Source organism: Pyxidicoccus xibeiensis, assembly GCF_024198175.1.
Taxonomy (GTDB): Bacteria; Myxococcota; Myxococcia; order Myxococcales; family Myxococcaceae; genus Myxococcus; species Myxococcus xibeiensis.
In genome coordinates this window covers 467,995-484,768 of record NZ_JAJVKV010000006.1, presented here as the reverse complement: position 1 = coordinate 484,768, position 16,774 = coordinate 467,995, and the positions used below count along the sequence as shown (strand labels likewise).

Genomic DNA, 16,774 nt, shown 5'->3' with positions numbered 1-16,774 from the left:
TACCAGCCCGAGCCCTCTGCTCCCTTACCGCGTCCCGCGCCGCTCCAGCAACTCCGTGGCGCGGAGGATGACCTGCTTCATCGTCACCGTGCCCAGGAAGACGCCCTGCGCATCCGTCACCACCACGGGCTCGTAGAGCCACTCCGGCGGGCGCTTCATGGCCAGCCGCGCCAGCGTGGTGATGGCCATGCGGTCCTCCACCACCAGCGGGCGGTCGTTCATCGACGGCGCGTGCCGCCGCGTCACCAGCGCCGACGGCCGCTCACCCTCCAGCAGCACCACATGGTCCAGCGCGGGCGTGTCGTGGAAGAGCCGGCGCACGTCCTCCGCCGACATGCCCGCGTCACCGCAGGTGCGGCGGATGATCATGCTCCCCACCGTCTCGTCGTCCTCGCCCGTGCCCTCGCGGAAGTCCAGCGCGCGCATCGCCTGGTGGCGCCGCGCCTGGAACTCCCCGTTGGGAATCACGGGCGACGGAGCGGGGCGGGCCACCAGGTAGCCCTGCACGTAGCGGATGCCCAGCCGCAGCAGCACCGCCAGCTCGTCCCACGTCTCCACGCCCTCCGCGATGAGGATGGCGTCCACGCTGGAGGCGAACGCCACCAGCGACTTCACCAGGTGCTGCTGGTAGCTGTACCGGTGGATGTCGCGCACCAGCGCCTGGTCCAGCTTGATGAACTGCGGCGCGCTGTGCACCAGCGTCACCAGCCCCGAGTGCCCCGCGCCGAAGTCGTCCAGCGCAATCCCGAAGCCCTCCGCCGCGCGCTGCCGCGTCAGCCGCTGAATCAGCTCGATGTCGTCGAACGCCGCCTTCTCCGTGATTTCCAGCACCAGGTGCTTCGGGTTCAGCCCGTAGCGCGCCAGCAGCTCAATCGTGGAGCCGTCCCCGAAGCGCGGGTCGCTCAGCACGTCCGGGCTGACGTTGAAGAAGAAGGGCGCGCGCCGCTGCTCGTCCGGCAGCGTGGAGATGCACCGCAGCGCCGCCGTCCAGCACGCGCGCTCCAGCTCCCACGTGAAGCCCTTCGCCCGCGCATGCGTGAAGAGCACCTGCGGCTCCCGCCACTCGCCTGGCCCTCGTGACAGCACCTCGTGGCCGATGACCTCGCCGTGCAGGAGGTCCACGATGGGCTGGAACACGGACGTGACGCTCGGCTCGTCACCGTTCCACAGCCAGGCGGGGGCCGGCGTGGAGGAGGAGGGGGGGCTCATGTGGGGAAATTGTAGCTGAACCGTCCCACGGCTTCAGGCCACCCCCGTGAGATTCTCCTGACGGCCCGGCAACGGAGGCCCCTCCGCCCCTCGTCGGGCGGGCGTACAGCCCCGTCAGGACTCACGAATCCGGGAAGATTCCCCCACTGGCGCCGCACCCTCCCCGGCCGGGACTTCCTGGATGGCCTGAACAGTGTGGGCGGAATCAGAGGGGGCAGGGGCCGCGACGCCCGGCGTCACGGACAGCGCGGCCTGGGTGGCGACGGCGTCCAGCGACTGGCCCTCCTCCCACTGGACGGAGGACAGCGAGCGGAAGCGGCGCGCCAGCGCGGACAGCTCCGCGGCCTTGAGCTGGGCCTGGCCGCTGCGCAGCGACAGCAGCGCCACGCGCGCCCGCTCCAGCAGCGCCACCTCGGCCCGGAGCCGCGCGAGGATGCGCTCCCGCCGCTGCTTCAGCTCGCCCAGGTGCTGCACCTCTTCCCCCAGCGAGGCCGCGGCCAGCTCGAGCTGCCGGCGCGCCACCGCGTCCGTGCTGGCGCGGGCGCTGCGCTCCAGGTCCTCGCGCTCGGCCTGGAGCTCCGCCTGCGCGCGCTCCTCCAACTGCGCCTCCACGCCGGCCCACTCCGAGGCCAGCTCCACCGCGTCGCGCGTGATGCGCGCCAGCGTGCGGGCCAGCTCCTCGCGCGCGGGCTCCCGGGGCAGCAGCGCCAGCGACTGGCCGCATTGCCGGTAGAGCGTCAGCGCCCGCTCCGACTGCGTCCGGAAGTCACCGGAGAGCCGGGGCAGCAGCTCCTCGGCGCGCGCCTCCACCGGGTCCGCGGACAGCGCCAGGTGCGCGGCCACGGCGCTGAGCCCCACGAAGAGGCCGAGGATGCCCCCCGACACCCCCGCCCCCAGCAGGGCCGGCGTGGCCAGGTCCGCCAGCCGCACGGTGAAGACGCGCGCCACCTCCACGCCCGCCAGCGTCAGCCCCGCCCCCAGCGCGGCCCCCAGCCCGAAGTGGACGAGGGTGGGGCGCGCGTCCGCCACCTGTCCCTTCTCCCCCCGCTCGCTGAGCCGCGCGCGCACCAGCAGCGCCCCCGCCGCCGCCGCGCTGCACGCCACCGTCCACGCCGGCGCCATGCCCAGCGCATACGGCAGCGCGGTGAGCAGCACCCCCAGGCCCCCCAGGAGGATGCGGTCCCACTTGTCTCCCTGCGCGCACGCCAGCACCACCGCGGCCGGCACCAGCCACGCCAGCGGCAGCGGCAGGCCCAAACGCAGGGTGGCGAGGTGGACGAGGCCCGCGCCGGCCCCCGCGGCGAGGGCGCGCGTGACGGTGCGCTCGAAGGCTTCTCGGTGGTGGAGCTGCAAGATGGTGGCGTTCATCGAGAGACCCCAGGGACATGGGCCGGGCAGGGAATTCCCCCTTTCACGCGCGGGCGAATAAAAAGGTCTTCCGCATGAAAGCCCTGCCCCTGCCCGAGACGATGCGAGCGCTGGTCCTCACCGCCTTCGACGGCCGGCCGGAGTCCCTGCGGGTGGAGACGCGGCCCGTGCCCCGGCCCACGGCGCGTCAGGTGCTGGTGCGCATGGCGGCGTCCCCCATCAACCCGTCGGACATGATGTTCATCCGCGGCATGTACGGGACGCGCAAGCCCCTGCCCATGGTGCCGGGCTTCGAGGGCAGCGGCACCGTCGTCGCCGCGGGCGGCGTCACCGGGCGCCTCATGGTGGGCCGGCGCGTCGCCTGCGCGGCCCCCGCTGACGGGGAAGGGCTGTGGTCGGAGTACGCGGTGGTGGGGCTGTCACAGTGCCTGCCGCTTCGCGCGCACATCTCCGACGAGCAGGGCTCGAGCCTCTTCGTCAACCCCTTCACCGCGTGGGTGCTCATGGAGCGCGCGCGCGCGGGCAAGCACGCCGCGCTGGCGCAGACGGCCGCGGCGAGCGCCCTGGGGCGGATGCTGGGGGTGCTGGCGCGCAAGGCCGGCATCCCCATGGTGCACGTGGTGAGCCGGCCGGAGCAGGTGGAGCTGTTGCGCAAGCTGGGCGCCGAGCACGTGCTGAGCAGCCATGAGCCGGAGTTCGAGGAGCGGCTGCGCCTGATGTGCCAGGAGCTCCAGGTTTCGCTCGCCTTCGACGCGGTGGGCGGCAGGCTCACCGGCCAGCTCTCGCAGGCGCTGGTCGACGGGGGCACCGTCATCGTCCACGGCCTGCTGTCCGAGCAGGAGTGCCGCGTCCACCCGCGCGACTTCATCTTCGGCGACAAGAAGGTGGAGGGCTTCTGGATGGAGCGCTGGGGCAAGCGGGGCTTCGGCAAGGAGAAGCTCGGCGCGGCCATGGCGGTGACGGCCATGGTGGGCCGCGAGCTGCAGACGCCGGTGCGCGCGCGCCTGCCGCTGGAGTCCGCGGGCGAGGCGGTGCGCATCGCCTCCTCCGACATGACGGCCGGCAAGGTGCTCTTCGTGCCGGGGCAGGGCAGCGCGGCGTAGCGCGGCGCTCAGGACGCCTTGTCGCGGGAGATGGGGCCCGTCTTCGCCTTCGTCACCCGCAGGTAGTCCGCGGGTGCCAGCACGAGCTGCGTGCCGCGCACGCCGGCGGACACCGCCACCACGTCGAACAGCTCCAGCGTCTCGTCGACGTAGACGGGATAGTCCTTCTTGCCGCCGATGGCGGTGCACCCGCCGCGCACGTAGCCGGTGAGCGGCTGCAGCTCCTTGAGGGGCACGGTGTCCACCTTGCGGTCGCCGCTCAGCCGGGCCAGGGCCTTCAAGTCGAGCTCCGCGTTGCCGGGCACCACCGCCATCAGCACGCCCGTGCGGTCGCCGCGCGCCACCAGCGTCTTGAAGACCTGCTCGGCGGGCATGCCCACCTTCGCGGCCACCGTCTCCGCGGACAAGTCCTCCGGGTCCACCTCGTAGTCGCGCAGCTCGTACTTCACGCCGAGCGAGTCCAGCAGCCGGGCGGCGTTCGTCTTCACGGCGTCAGACTCCCAGGGCGGTGGCCGCGGCCTTCACCCGCGCGAGCGCGTCCTCGGGCGTGGTGCCCACCGCGGACAGGTGCCCCATCTTCCGGCCCTTGCGCGCGTCCCGCTTGCCGTACAGGTGCAGCCGGACGCCGGGCATGGCCAGCACCTGCTCGAAGCGCGGGCCGCCCTCCTTCAGCCACAAGTCCCCCAGCAGGTTGACGATGGCCGCCGGGCGCACCACCTCCACCGAGCCCAGGGGCAGGTTGCACGCCGCGCGCACCGCCTGCTCGAACTGGGACGTGAGGCACGCGACTTCGGTGGAGTGGAAGCTGTTGTGCGGCCGCGGCGCCAGCTCGTTGACGAGCACGCTGCCGTCGTTGAGCAGGAACAGCTCCACCACCAGCAGGCCCTCCACCTGGAGCGCCTCGGTGATGCCGCGCGCCAGCTCCGTGGCCCGCGCGGCGACGTGGGCCGGCAGCGGGCCCGGCAGCAGGGACCACGCGAGGATGCGCTCCTCGTGGTGGTTGTATGCCGGCGGGTACACCGCCACGTCCCCGTGGGGGTTGCGCGCCACCAGCACGGACAGCTCGGACTTCAGCTCCAGCGCGGCCTCCACCACCACGGAGCGCTCGCCCAGCTCCTTCCACGCGGTGGGGGCCTCGGCGGCGGACTTCACCTCCCACTGGCCTCGCCCGTCGTAGCCGCCCTCGCTGGACTTCACGAAGCAGCGGCCGCCCAGCGCCTGGATGGCCTCGGCCAGCTCGGTGACGGAGTGGGCCTCGCGCCAGGGGCCCAGCGGGAAGCCGCCCTTCGCGAGCCAGCCCTTCTGCCGGCCCCGGTGCTGCACCACGTGCAGCACGGACGCGCCGGGCCGCATGGGCGTGTGCCGGGCCACCGCCTCCAGCGTGGACAGGGCAATCTTCTCGATTTCGAGCGTCACCGTGTCACAGCCGCGCGCCAGCTCCTCGGCGGCGGCGGTGTCGGAGAAGGACGCGGTGAGGCAGCGGTCCACCACCGAGCGGGCGGGGCAGGTGGCGTCCGGGTCCAGCGCCTGCACCTGGAAGCCCAGCGTGCGCGCCGACAGCGCCATCATCCGCCCGAGCTGGCCGCCGCCGAGGATGCCAATCGTCCCGCCGGGGAGCACCACGCGCGACTTCATGAAATCTCCCGGTGGGCCAGCACCTCGTCGGTGCGCGCCTGGCGCCACGCCGCGAGCCGCTCGCGCAGCTCCGGGTACTTGAGGCAGAGGATGGCGGCGGCGTGCAGCGCGGCGTTGGCGGCGCCCGGCTTGCCGATGGCCTGCGTCCCCACGGGCACGCCCTTGGGCATCTGGACGATGGACAGCAGGGCGTCCAGCCCGCTGAGCAGCGTGGTGGGCATGGGCACGCCGATGACGGGCAGCAGCGTCTTGCTGGACACCATGCCGGGCAGGTGGGCAGCCCCTCCCGCGGCGGCGATGATGACGGACAGGCCGCGCGACTCCGCGGTGGACGCGTACTCCATCATCCAGTCCGGGGTGCGGTGGGCCGACACCACGCGGACCTCATGCGGGATTCCCAGCTCCTTGAGGATGTCGACCCCGGGCTGCAGGTACTCCAGGTCGCTCCTGCCGCCCATGATGACCCCGACCCAGGGGCTGACCGTGCTCGCCATGTGGTGTGCGCGCCTCCGTGCGCTCTCCAGCCGAAGGCGGGAGAAACGCGGAGATAGGGCGGGGGGATTCCATCGGTCAACACGGAAGGTGGGGCAGGGGCTCCATGCCCACCCACCGGGCCCCTCCCGCCCACCCGCCTGCCCCCCGGCGGAGCACCCTGGCGCAGCACTCCGGAAACCGAACCGGGCGGGCCCCGGAAGTGGAGGGCGCCGCCCGGCGGGTGCCTGCACCGTGGCTGGAGGGAGCTAGTAGGTGGAGCCCATCTTCCCGAAGCTCTTGAGGGCCTTCACCTTGCTCTTCTTCACGGCGGCGCGGGTGGCCTCCTCGCTGTCGGCGCTGTCGTACTCGTCGAGGGTGGCCTGCTGCTCGGCCATGTCGGCGGCCACCGCGGCGGCGCCGGCCACGGCGCTCGTCTCGTGGAAGAGGGCCTGGTTCTGCTGGAGGTAGCCCTTCGCCTCGTCCTTGCGGCCCTCACGCAGGGCCTCGGCGGCCCGCTGCATGTTGGCGGCGCCGCGCGCTCGCGCCGCGTACACCGTGGCCTCCTTGTCCTGCCGGGCCAGCACCTCCTCGTCGCGGTCCGTCACCACCGCGCTCAGCCAGATTCCGTTCTGCACGGCCGCGTTGCGGATGAGGTCCGTGTACGCCAGCCGCACCCCCGTCACCGGCACCGTGCGGCCCACCGTGGTGTCGGTGACGTTCAGCCGCACCACCACGCGCTCCACCTGGCCCGAGGAGAAGTCCGGCAGCGCCACCTGCACCGTGTCGCCGGACTGGGTGGCGCGGTAGCCCAGCACCTCGCCCAGCGACGTGCCCGGCGGCAGCGTGAAGTTCAGCGTCACGTGGTGCGCCACGGAGGTGGTGGCCTGCTGCAAGTCCTTCTGGAAGAGGGTGGCCAGCTGGCCCGCGTCTTCCAGGAAGCCGTACGCGCCCGCGCCGTACTCCGCGAAGCCCTGCATCAGGTCCTCGTTGAAGTCGGTGCCCACGCCGATGGCGCTCAACGTGATGCCGGCCGCGCGCAGCTCCCGGGCCTGCTGCGTCAGGCCCTCGTCGTCGGTGATGCCCTCGGTGGGCTGGCCGTCGCTCATCAGGATGAGGCGGTGGATGGTGTGGCCCCCCTGCGCGGACGTGAGCTGGAAGCGGCCGGCGGACAGGCCCGCGCTGATGTTGGTGCCGCCCTCGTCCCAGATGCCGTCGATGTACTGGAGCATCCGCTCGCGGTTGCCGGGCGTGGCCGCCAGCGACGGCAGGCTCTTCACGTCCGAGCCATAGTGGACGATGGCCAGCCGGTCCTCGTTGCGCAGGAGCGTCACCAGGTGCCGCGCCGCCTGCTTCGCCTGGGCCAGCTTGTAGCCGCTCATGGAGCCCGAGCGGTCGATGACCAGCGCCAGGTTGACGGGGCTGCGCATCGCCCCGGGCACCTCGGCCCCCGCCAGGTCCACCGTGGCGAAGACCTCGGACGTGCCCGCGGGGATGTACGGGTGCGACAGGCGGCTCGTCAGGCTGATGGAGCCGGGCGCCCCCGTCACCACGCTCGACGGGGGCGGCGGGGGCACCACGGCCGGCTCCGTCACGCGGGGAACCACCGCGGGCGGCGGGGAGCCCACGTGGGGCAGCCCCAGCACCAGGGCGGTGAGGGCGAGGCCGCCGGCCAGACTGAGGAAGAGGACCGTTCGGTTCATGGGGCAGGGCTCCTTGCGCTGGTGACGCGGGCCCTGCCTTTACGAACGAGGCGCGGAAAAAGGTCTACCCTCCGCGCTCGAAAGTGTCAGTTGCCCTGCGCGGAGGCGGGCGTCCCGGCGCAGAAGAAGGGCGAGTTGTTCTCGCCGAACGTCCGCCGGTAGAAGGCCTCGTCCGAGGAGCGCAGCGCCTCCAGGGTGTCCTGGTCCAGCAGCAGCGAGCGGCACGTCATCCGCTGGGGCAGGCCCTCCAGCACGCCGCTGGTGTCCTTCACCTCGCACGCGTTGGAGCCCTCCACGCACTCCTTGCTGCAGTAGCCCTTGGCCTCGGCGCCGCGGTTGATGATCTGCGGGCCCTCCGGGTCCTCCGGGTTCTGCATCATCTCGAAGGGCACGTCCGCGTCGCGCACGCAGACGAGGTCCTCGCACTCGATGGAGCCAAAGGAGATGACGTCCTGGTTGGGCGCCACCTCGCCCTGGAGGATGGGCCTGAACTTCTTGCCGAAGGTCACTTCCTCCTCGGCGGTCGCCTTGCGCACCAGGGTGCACTCCTTGCCAATCTCGCTGGCCACTTCACAGCCACCCAGCAGCAGCGAGGCGGACATCAGGAGGGCGGTTCGCACGGACATCTTCATGACACCTCTACAAAGGGGGGATTGGGGGGCGCGGGACCGCGGGGCCCGCACAGTGCCCGGAAGGGTAACACAGCACCCCGGAAGGCCAACGCCCCCGGTACCACAGGAGGGGGGGTGGAATTGTGAAGGAATACCGGAGGGATACAGGGTAACCAGGCTTGCGCAGGGCGGTTGATGGTTGGGAATGTGACCGATAGGATGCGGAAACCGAGAGTTGCGCAGTACCCCCCGGTGGCAGTTACGCCCCCCCTCCTCCACGGAGCCTCCGGATTTGAACCGCCCCAAGTTGCTGCTCGCCCTGTGTCTGGTGCCGACGCTGGCATCCGCGCAGAGCCAGGAAGGCATGGGACTCGACCTGACGGAAGAGTCCCCGGCCCAGACGTCCTCTGAAGAAACTCCCACCGCGCCCCCCGCCGAGGAGGCCACGCCCGCCGTGGCCGCTGCCCCGGCGGAGGCCACACCCGAGCTGGAGGCCCTGCCGCCCCTGACGGACATCACCCAGGAGGACCGGGTGAAGAGCGTGCAGCGCAAGGTCTACCGAAAGGCCGGGCGCTTCGAGCTGACGCCGCTCATCAGCATCTCGGTGAATGATCCGTTCTACTCCAAGGTGGGCGCGTCGCTGCGCGGCGCCTGGTACCTGGCGGACACGCTGGCCATCGCCGCCCGCGCCTCCGTGATGCAGGTCGTGCCGTCCGACGACGTGCGCACCGCCAAGCGGACGTTCAACAGCAAGATCTACAACTCGGTGCCCGAGTGGTCGGCCATGGGCGACGTGGAGTGGAGCCCGCTGTACGGCAAGGTGGCCTTCCTCAACTCCATCCTCCACTTCGACGGCTACCTGCTGGCGGGGGCGGGCGTGGTGCAGACGGAGACCTCGGCGCTGCCCGACCGCGGCCTCAACCCGGCCGCCGACCTGGGCCTGGGCATGCGCTTCGTGGCGAAGGACTACATCGCCGTGAACGTGGCCCTCATCAACACCTCCTATGTGGATCAGCCCCTGGGCAGCAGCAAGGGCGCCATCCAGAACGTCATGACGCTCAACGCGGGCATCTCGCTGTTCCTGCCCTTCAGCTCCACGGGGAGGGACGCGGAATGAAGCTGGCACTCCGTCTGCTCCTGGCCCTGTGCCTCGTCGCGCCCGTCCTGGGCCACGCGCAGTCCACCTCCGAGGAGGAGGAGGCCGGCGACGTGTCCGAGGTGGACAAGGACCGGCTCGGGCCGCTGCGCGAGCGCGTGCGCCCCGTCTCCGGGCACCTCTTCCTCAAGAAGGGGCGTTTCGAGTTCAGCCCGTCCGCCACGCTGTCGCTGCGCGACGCGTTCTTCAGCAAGTACATCTTCGGCGGCACGCTGACGTACCACCCGCTGGAGACGCTCGGCGTCAGCCTGCGCCTGGGCTACGCGGTGAACGCCGTGGCCGGCGCCGCGCAGATCTGCACCTTCGGTGACTCGGGTGCGGGCGACACGCGCGGCTGCGGCTCGCCCACCCTGAACCAGCTGGATGGGCAGGCCCCGGGCCAGCTCAAGCTGCTGGGTGGCGCGGACGTCCAGTGGGCGCCCATCTACGGCAAGCTGTCGCTGCTGGCGGAGAAGTTCGTCAGCTTCGACCTGTACGGCATCGCGGGCGCCTCCGTGGTGCAGTACCGCGGGCCGGAGCTGAGCACCCCCACCGGCGCGAAGAACTACCTCACCGGCGGCGGCAACGTGGGCGTCGGCGCGCGCTTCTTCTTCAACCGCTGGGTGACGCTGCGCACCGAGGTGCGTGACCTCATCTACGTGGAGAAGAGCCGCACCACCGACAGCTACCTGCGCAACCAGCTCCTGTTCGAGCTGGGCGTCTCCTTCTTCTTCCTCAACGGCTCCGAGTCATGATCCGCTCCTTCCGGCTCATCCGTGTCGCCGTCCTCGGGCTCGCGCTCGCGTGGACGGCCCCTACCTACGCCCAGAGCTTCGAGGGCCTGGACCTCGGCGCCCAGTCCAAGAAGAAGAAGAAGGGCGCCGCCAGCAAGAAGAAGAAGCCCACCCGCAAGGGCAAGGGCAAGGCGGCCACCCCCGCGGCGGCCCCCGAGGAGGACCCGACGGCCGCCACCGAGAGCCCGGCGCCCGCGCCGGCCGAGGCCGTCACCGGGAGCACGGCGCCCGCCGTGGCCGAGCAGCCCGCCGCCACCGCGCCCGCCCCGACGCCCGCCTCGCCTCCGGCGAGCGCCGGTGCCTCCAACCCCGGCCTGGGGCTGGACCTGACGAGCGACGCCAAGAAGCCGGCCGCGCCCACCATGTCCTTCGACGCGGTGGACGTCTCCGGCAAGACGGCGGACCGCCAGCGGCTGGACGTGGCCGTCAGCCTCTTCAAGAACGACGAGTACGAGAAGGCCGCCATGGCGGCGCACGAGCTCTTGGGCGACGCGAAGCTGGCGGGCCTGCACACCGAGGCGCGCTACGTCCTGGCCAAGTCGCTCTACCGCATGGGCATGTACCACTCGTCCCTGGGCGAGTTCTCCAAGCTGCTGTCGCTGGGCCCGTCCACCAAGTTCTTCAAGACGAGCCTCGAGTGGCTCTTCTTCATCAGCCGCAAGACGAAGAACGAGACGGTCATCCTCGACGAGATTGCCCGCCACGCGAACCAGGAGTTCCCTGAGAAGTACCGCAACGAGTTCCGCTACCTGCTGGCGCGCTACCACTTCGTGCGCGGCCGGGCGCTGGACCAGGTGGGCCAGCCGGCGGACGCGGACAAGAGCTTCTCGGAAGTGAAGCGCCTGGCGCTGTCCATTCCGCGCAATGACCCGTTCTACCCGCGCGCGAAGTACCTCGAGGGCCTGTCCTCCTTCCGCAACGGCAGCCGGCAGAAGGACGCGGCGGCCAAGCGCGGCAACGGGGACATGCTGGCGGCCATCGAGGCGATGAAGGAGGTCGTCCGCCTCACCCGGCCCATGGCTGGCAAGTCCGCCGAGCAGACGAAGCTGGACAAGTCGCTGCGCGAGCTGGCCTTCATGCAGCTGGCCCGCACGCACTACGGCATGCAGCAGAACCGCTTCGCCCTGTTCTACCTGGGCAAGGTGGAGCGCGGGAACACGCAGTGGCTGGAGTCCCTCTTCGAGGCCTCCTGGGCCAACTACCGCGTGGGCCAGTTCGAGCAGGCGCTGGGCAACCTGATTACGCTGTCCTCGCCCTTCTTCCGCGACGAGTACTTCCCCGAGGCGCTCATCCTGAAGGCGGTCATCTATTACGAGAACTGCCGCTACCGGGAGTCCAACCTCATCCTCCAGGACTTCGAGCGCACCTACCTGCCGGTGCACGACCAGCTGGAGTCGCTGGTGAAGAAGAACATGGACGCCGGGGAGTACTACTCGGTGCTCGCCGAGGTGCAGAAGAAGAACAAGGACGGCCTGGAGAAGAACGAGACGGACCTCATCCTGGAGCGCATCCTCCGGCTGGCCCTGACGGACCAGGACCTGCGCAAGACGAACGACTCCATCCTCGAGCTCGAGGGGGAGATGGACGCCTTCGCCAACCGGGCGGACACCTTCAAGTACTCGGACCTGAGCAAGACGCTGCTGGAGGAGCTGAAGGTGCAGCGCACCGGCCTCATCTCCAAGGCGGGCATCATGGCCAAGGGCAAGCTGGAGACGGAGCTCGTGGCGCTCAAGCAGCTCTTGGCCAACGGCCTGCGCATCAAGTTCGAGACGACGACGAAGGAGAAGGAGTTCCTCGAGGAGCAGCTCAAGGCGGGCGGCCGCACGGCCATCGTCAAGAAGTACAAGTACTCGGTGGCCGTCTCCGACGACCAGCTCTACTGGCCCTACGAGGGCGAGTACTGGCGCGACGAGCTGGGCACCTACCAGTACACGCTGACCAAGGGCTGCATCGAGCGGGACACCGCCAACCGGAACGTCCAGTCCGCCGAGGCGATGTAGCAACCGCCCAGGGGGCGAGGACTTCTCCACCCGGACGACCGCTGGGGGCGCTATCTTCCGCGCTCCCGGCGGTTTTCTTTTTTGGAAGGAAGGGGCACCTGGTGGTGAGGCGGGCGGCGTCACTGCGCGTCGTCTTCGGAATCGTCACGCTGGACCTCATCGGGTTCGGCATCCTGATTCCGCAGCTGGGCGTGTACGGAGTGAAGTTCGGCGCCTCGCCCTTCACGGTGGGGCTGCTGATCTCCGTCTATTCGTTGATGCAGCTGGTGGCGGCGCCCGTGCTGGGCCGGCTGAGTGACAGGTACGGCCGCCGGCCGGTGCTGCTGCTCAGCCAGGTGGGCTCGCTGGCGGGCTACCTGCTGTTCGCCTTCGCCCAGTCGCTGCCGCTGCTGTTCCTGGCGCGCGTCATCGACGGGGTGTCCGGGGGCAACATCGCCACCGCGCAGGCCGTCGTCGCGGACATCACCACGGCCAAGGACCGGGCCCGGGGCATGGGCATCATCGGCGCGGCCTTCGGGCTGGGCTTCGTGCTGGGGCCGGCCCTGGGAGGCTTCCTGGGGGCGTGGGGCGGCAACCTCGCCATCGGCCTGTTCGCCGCGGGGCTGGTGGCGCTCAACCTCACCTGCACCTTCCTCTTCCTCCCGGAGACGCGGCGCAAGGACGCCCCGGGCTCGGGCCATGCGCGCACGCTCAAGGGCGCCTCGCTGGCGCTGACGCTGCCGGTGGTGGGGCGCTGCCTGGTGCTGATGCTGGTGTTCACCACGGCCTTCGCGCAGATGGAGGGGACGTTCTCCGTCTTCCTGTTGACGAAGTTCCTGTCGTCCGGGCCGGTGCCGCTGAAGGAGGGCGGGCTGTTCCTCCAGGCGGCGCTGCCGGACGCGGCGGTGCTGCGCGAGGCGAGCCTGAGGGCGGGCTGGCTGTTCGCCACGGTGGGCGTGCTGTCCGCGCTGGTGCAGGGCGGGCTGGTGCGGCGGCTGGTCGGCGGGACGGACGGCAGGCCGGGGCGCGAGGCCCTGCTGGCCACGGTGGGGCTCGGCCTGACGGCGGTGGGGCTTTCACTGATGCCGGTGGCGCCGACCTACTCATGGCTCTTTCCGGTGATGGGCCTGTTGGCGGTGGGCTCGGCGCTGGTGAACCCGTGTCTGTCCGCCCTGGTATCCCTGCATGCTCCGCCGGAGCGGCAGGGGGCGGTGCTGGGGGCGTACCAGGCCTTCGGCTCGCTGGGGCGGATTGTGGGGCCGGCGCTGGGCGGGTGGCTCTTCACCCGCTTGGGGCCGGGGGCGCCGTATGGGACGGCGGCGTTGATGGTGGGGCTGGCCGGGGTGTTGGCGCTGTCCCTGGTGGCCCAGTCGAGATTGGCAGGCGCGGGGGCCGAGCAAAGGTCCTAAGATGGAGGCCATGGTGGGGACGCAGCCGCAGCCGGTGACGATTGCATTCGATGTCATGGGGACGGACCACGGCCCGGCGGAGGTGGTGCGCGGGGCGGCGATGCTGTCGCTGGAGTCCCCCCACATCCACACGCTCCTGGTGGGGGACCGCACCCTCATCGACGAGGCGCTGGCGGAGACGAAGCACAACGGCGAGCGCATCTCCGTGCAGCACGCGGCGGACTTCGTCGGTATGGACGAGAAGCCGGGCGAGGCGCTGGCGCGCAAGCCGAACGCCTCCGTCGCGGTGGCGGCGCGGCTGGTGGCCGAGGGCGAGGCCGACGCGCTGGTGTCCGCGGGCAACACGGGGGCGGGCGTGCTGGCGTGCGCGCGGCACTTCAAGCTCATCCCCGGCGTGCGCCGCGCGGCGCTGGCCACGGTGTACCCGACGCGCTCGGTGCGGGGCGCGAAGGAGGACCCGTTCTCCCTCATCCTCGACGTGGGCGCCACGGTGGAGGCCACGGCGGATGACCTGGTGACGTTCGCCGTCATGGGCTCCGCCTATGCGCGCATCATCTCCAAGAACGACCGGCCCAAGGTGGCGCTCCTGTCCAACGGCGTGGAGCCGCAGAAGGGCCCGCCCCGGGTGGTGGAGGCGCACTCGCGGCTGTCGTCGCTGGGTGACATCAACTTCATCGGCAACGTGGAGGGCATCGACATCCCGAAGGGCACCGCGGACGTCATCGTCACCGACGGCTTCACCGGCAACGTGTGCCTGAAGATGCTGGAGGGCGTGCACGACACCGTCGTGGAGCTGGCCCAGTACGCCTACAAGGAGAGCCTGCGCTGGCGCGCGGGCCTGGCCATGCTGTCCAGCGGCATCCAGCGCATCAAGGACATCACCGACTGGAACCAGTACGGCGGCGCGCCGATTCTGGGGTTCGATAAAATCTTCATCAAGGCGCACGGTCGCTCCAAGTCGCGGGCCATCGCCAACGCGGGCAAGGTGGCGGCGAAGGTGGTGGCCAACAACCTGGGGCAGGCCATCCGGGAGGGCCTGAAGAAGTGAGTCTGCCGGACCGCATCGACCCGCGTCCGCCCCGGCGCATCTACCGGTGGGACCTGGACAAGACGTACCTCCAGACGGAGTTCGACTCGCTCCGTGACCTGGTGCGCACGGCGTTCCAGAAGGCGCACCAGAAGGTGGCGGTGCCCGGGGCGAGCGCGCTCATCCGGGAGCTGTCGGAGCAGGGCGACTCGCGGCTGTGCATCGTCTCCGGCAGCCCGAAGCAGATGCGGGCGGTGCTGGAGGAGAAGCTCAAGCTGGACGGCGTGAAGTGGGACGAGTTCGTCCTCAAGGACAACGTGGGCAACCTCTTGCGCGGTCGCTTCCGGGCCCTGCGCGGGCAGGTGGGCTACAAGCTGCCGGCCATCCTGGAGAGCCGCGTGCACGCGCCGGTGGAGGCCGAGGAGGTGCTCTTCGGCGACGACGCGGAGGCGGACGCGTTCATCTACTCGCTGTTCGCGGACCTGATTGCCGGCCGCGTGGACGAGCGGGTGCTCTCTCAAGTCCTGGAGGCGGGCGGGGTGTACCCGGACGACCAGGCGCGGGTGCGCGAGGCGTGGAAGAAGATTCCGGTGTCGGACCCGGTGCGGCGCATCTTCATCCACCTGGACCGGCTGACGCCGCCCGCGCAGTTCACCGCGTACGGGCCGCGCGTGGTGCCCATCTTCAACTACTTCCAGGCCGCGCTGGTGCTGCTGGCGGACGGCCACCTGACGGCGCCGCAGGTGCTGAAGATTGCCGTGGAGATGGTGCAGACGGCGGGGCACAACATCATCACCCTGTCCAACTCCTTCCAGGACCTGCTGAGGCGCGGGCTGCCGCTGCAGCAGGCGGCGATTGCGCTGTCGCAGGCGCTGGAGGGGCCCAACAAGCTGCTGGCGGCGATGCGGCCCATGCCGGACATCCTGGCCGCGTTCAGCAAGCGGCTGGCCGCGCTGGGCACGCCGCCGCCGCCGCCGCCCGTGCAGGCGGTGGACTACGTGAAGCTCATCCACCACGCCATGCCGCGCAACAGCAAGCGCCGGACGAAGCCGGCGGAAGAGTAGGGCGGCAGGGCCCGGTGCCACGCCAGCGCGCGCACCGGACGCCTGGATGAAGCAGTGACTACGGGCAGGGGAAGAGGGCGTCGAGGGCGGCGACGGCGGCGTCCACGTCCACCGCCTCCGCGTCCGTCTTCTCCACCTCGGCCTTCAGCGCGTCCGCCCGCGCGGGGTTGATGGCCCGGGCCGCGCGGTCGAAGAAGGGGCCAATCGTGTTGATGAAGGCCAGGCGTGCCCCGTTGCCCTCGGTGTCGCCGCACGTCAGCTCCGTCAGGCGCTGGCGGAGGATGAGCGCCGTGCCGCGCAGCAGCGCCGTGTCGTACTGGTTCAGCGCGCGCTGCTGCATCGCCGTGTTCGTCGCGGTGCCAGTCTCATTGTCCAGGTTGCGCCAGCAGCGCACCGCCAGCGCCGCGTCATAGGCGCGCTCGTGCGTCTCCGGCCCCAGCGCCTTCACGTACGCCGCCAGGCCCTTGGGCACCGCGCGCTCCGTGCCACCCGTGTAGTACGCCCAGGCGCTGTCGCAGTCCTTGGGCGCTCCGCCGCAGCTCGTCACCTCGGACAGCGGGGACACGTAGAGGAACCAGAGCAGCGCCGCCTCGATTCGCGCGGCCTGCACGCGCGGCGTCTCACCCCGGGCGCCTCGCGTGAAGGCGTCGTTGATGATGGGCAGCAGCTTCGCCGGGCCCACGCACCGGTCCGGCGCCGTCTCCGGCACGCCCTGGTCCCGGCAGCGCCCACCGTTGGGTGCCGGCGGGTAGTGCACGTCCTCGCGGCGCTGCACGCGCGACGCCAGGCCCTCGGGCTGCGTGAAGAGGTCCAGCGACTCCACGAACTCCAGGTTCGTGGGCACCTTGCCGTCCTTCCACAGCTTCACGGCAAGCTGGTCGAACGCCGCCACGCGCGCCACGGTGGAGATGTTGGGGTCGATGGGCGAGTACGTGTTGGTGTCGGAGATGCACGCGGGCCACGCGTCCTCCGGGCCGTTGTTGGCCGCCGGGTCTCGGGGCCGGTAGTCCGTGGCCGCCGGCTGACAGGCGCTGACGTCCTCCGTGTAGGTGGGGTTCTCGCAGCCGGCGTCGGTGCCTCCGTCGCCGGTACCGCCGTCGCCAGGACCGGCGTCGCCAGGACCGCCGTCGGGGCTTCCGGCATCGACGCTTCCGGCGTCAGGAGTCTCCGTGGGGTCCGGGTCGGAGTCGCACGCGGTGGCGAGCAGGGCCGCCGCGGCCAGGGTCAGCAGGGTTCGCTTCATGGATGTCTTCTCCTGCGGGGGAA

At 71.0% G+C, this 16,774-nt stretch carries 15 protein-coding genes; 7 read left to right on the top strand and 8 right to left on the bottom strand.

Going from position 1 to position 16,774, the window contains the following annotated elements; genetic code table 11:
- Nucleotides 1-24: 24 nt before the first annotated feature.
- Both LXT23_RS28775 and LXT23_RS28770 read right to left on the bottom strand, forming a co-directional pair.
- Nucleotides 25-1,209: an EAL domain-containing protein gene (locus tag LXT23_RS28775; RefSeq protein WP_253983522.1), complete on the bottom strand. Its 1,185-nt coding sequence runs from the start codon at nucleotides 1,207-1,209 to the stop codon at nucleotides 25-27.
- Nucleotides 1,210-1,323: 114 nt separating this feature from the next.
- On the bottom strand, nucleotides 1,324-2,577 hold the full coding sequence (locus LXT23_RS28770; protein WP_253983521.1) for a hypothetical protein: 1,254 nt from the start codon (nucleotides 2,575-2,577) through the stop codon (nucleotides 1,324-1,326).
- A 74-nt stretch (nucleotides 2,578-2,651) separates the two neighbouring features.
- Between LXT23_RS28770 and LXT23_RS28765 the strand changes: the two genes are divergently transcribed.
- The gene (locus tag LXT23_RS28765) at nucleotides 2,652-3,680 is read left to right on the top strand and encodes a zinc-binding dehydrogenase (protein ID WP_253983520.1); all 1,029 of its coding nucleotides are present in this window, start codon (nucleotides 2,652-2,654) and stop codon (nucleotides 3,678-3,680) included.
- A gap of 8 nt (nucleotides 3,681-3,688) precedes the next feature.
- On the opposite strand, the gene ybaK is transcribed toward LXT23_RS28765, so the two are convergent.
- The 5 genes from ybaK to cglC form a co-directional block, all read right to left on the bottom strand.
- Nucleotides 3,689-4,168, bottom strand: coding sequence for a Cys-tRNA(Pro) deacylase (gene ybaK / locus LXT23_RS28760; protein WP_253983519.1), 480 nt, complete (start codon nucleotides 4,166-4,168; stop codon nucleotides 3,689-3,691).
- 4 nt (nucleotides 4,169-4,172) lie between these two features.
- The gene (gene purK, locus LXT23_RS28755) at nucleotides 4,173-5,315 is read right to left on the bottom strand and encodes a 5-(carboxyamino)imidazole ribonucleotide synthase (protein WP_253983518.1); all 1,143 of its coding nucleotides are present in this window, start codon (nucleotides 5,313-5,315) and stop codon (nucleotides 4,173-4,175) included.
- On the bottom strand, nucleotides 5,312-5,809 hold the full coding sequence (purE, locus tag LXT23_RS28750; protein ID WP_253983517.1) for a 5-(carboxyamino)imidazole ribonucleotide mutase: 498 nt from the start codon (nucleotides 5,807-5,809) through the stop codon (nucleotides 5,312-5,314). The genes purK and purE overlap by 4 nt, the downstream gene beginning before the upstream one ends.
- A 246-nt stretch (nucleotides 5,810-6,055) precedes the next feature.
- Nucleotides 6,056-7,489 carry a vWA domain-containing protein gene (locus LXT23_RS28745; RefSeq protein ID WP_253983516.1) on the bottom strand — a complete coding sequence of 478 codons (1,434 nt, stop codon included), beginning with the start codon at nucleotides 7,487-7,489 and terminating at the stop codon, nucleotides 6,056-6,058.
- 86 nt (nucleotides 7,490-7,575) lie between these two features.
- Entirely contained in the window at nucleotides 7,576-8,115 is a 540-nt protein-coding gene (gene cglC, locus LXT23_RS28740; protein WP_253983515.1) for an adventurous gliding motility lipoprotein CglC, read from the bottom strand.
- Nucleotides 8,116-8,392: 277 nt separating this feature from the next.
- On the opposite strand from cglC, the gene LXT23_RS28735 reads away from it, so the two are divergent.
- From LXT23_RS28735 to LXT23_RS28710, 6 genes are all read left to right on the top strand, one after another.
- Nucleotides 8,393-9,217 carry an outer membrane beta-barrel domain-containing protein gene (locus LXT23_RS28735; RefSeq protein ID WP_253983514.1) on the top strand — a complete coding sequence of 275 codons (825 nt, stop codon included), beginning with the start codon at nucleotides 8,393-8,395 and terminating at the stop codon, nucleotides 9,215-9,217.
- Complete coding sequence (locus LXT23_RS28730; protein ID WP_253983513.1) at nucleotides 9,214-9,990, top strand: outer membrane beta-barrel domain-containing protein; 777 nt, start codon at nucleotides 9,214-9,216, stop codon at nucleotides 9,988-9,990. Before LXT23_RS28735 ends, LXT23_RS28730 begins: the two co-directional genes overlap by 4 nt.
- Nucleotides 9,987-12,029, top strand: a complete 2,043-nt coding sequence (gltC, locus tag LXT23_RS28725; protein WP_253983512.1) for an adventurous gliding motility protein GltC — start codon at nucleotides 9,987-9,989, stop codon at nucleotides 12,027-12,029. The genes LXT23_RS28730 and gltC overlap by 4 nt, the downstream gene beginning before the upstream one ends.
- Nucleotides 12,030-12,130: 101 nt before the next feature.
- Entirely contained in the window at nucleotides 12,131-13,417 is a 1,287-nt protein-coding gene (locus tag LXT23_RS28720) for an MFS transporter (RefSeq protein WP_253983511.1), read from the top strand.
- Between the two features lie 10 nt (nucleotides 13,418-13,427).
- On the top strand, nucleotides 13,428-14,465 hold the full coding sequence (gene plsX, locus LXT23_RS28715; RefSeq protein WP_253983510.1) for a phosphate acyltransferase PlsX: 1,038 nt from the start codon (nucleotides 13,428-13,430) through the stop codon (nucleotides 14,463-14,465).
- On the top strand, nucleotides 14,462-15,508 hold the full coding sequence (locus LXT23_RS28710; protein ID WP_253983509.1) for a phosphatase domain-containing protein: 1,047 nt from the start codon (nucleotides 14,462-14,464) through the stop codon (nucleotides 15,506-15,508). The genes plsX and LXT23_RS28710 overlap by 4 nt, the downstream gene beginning before the upstream one ends.
- A 58-nt stretch (nucleotides 15,509-15,566) precedes the next feature.
- On the opposite strand, the gene LXT23_RS28705 is transcribed toward LXT23_RS28710, so the two are convergent.
- Nucleotides 15,567-16,751, bottom strand: a complete 1,185-nt coding sequence (locus LXT23_RS28705) for a hypothetical protein (protein ID WP_253983508.1) — start codon at nucleotides 16,749-16,751, stop codon at nucleotides 15,567-15,569.
- Nucleotides 16,752-16,774 lie beyond the last annotated feature (23 nt).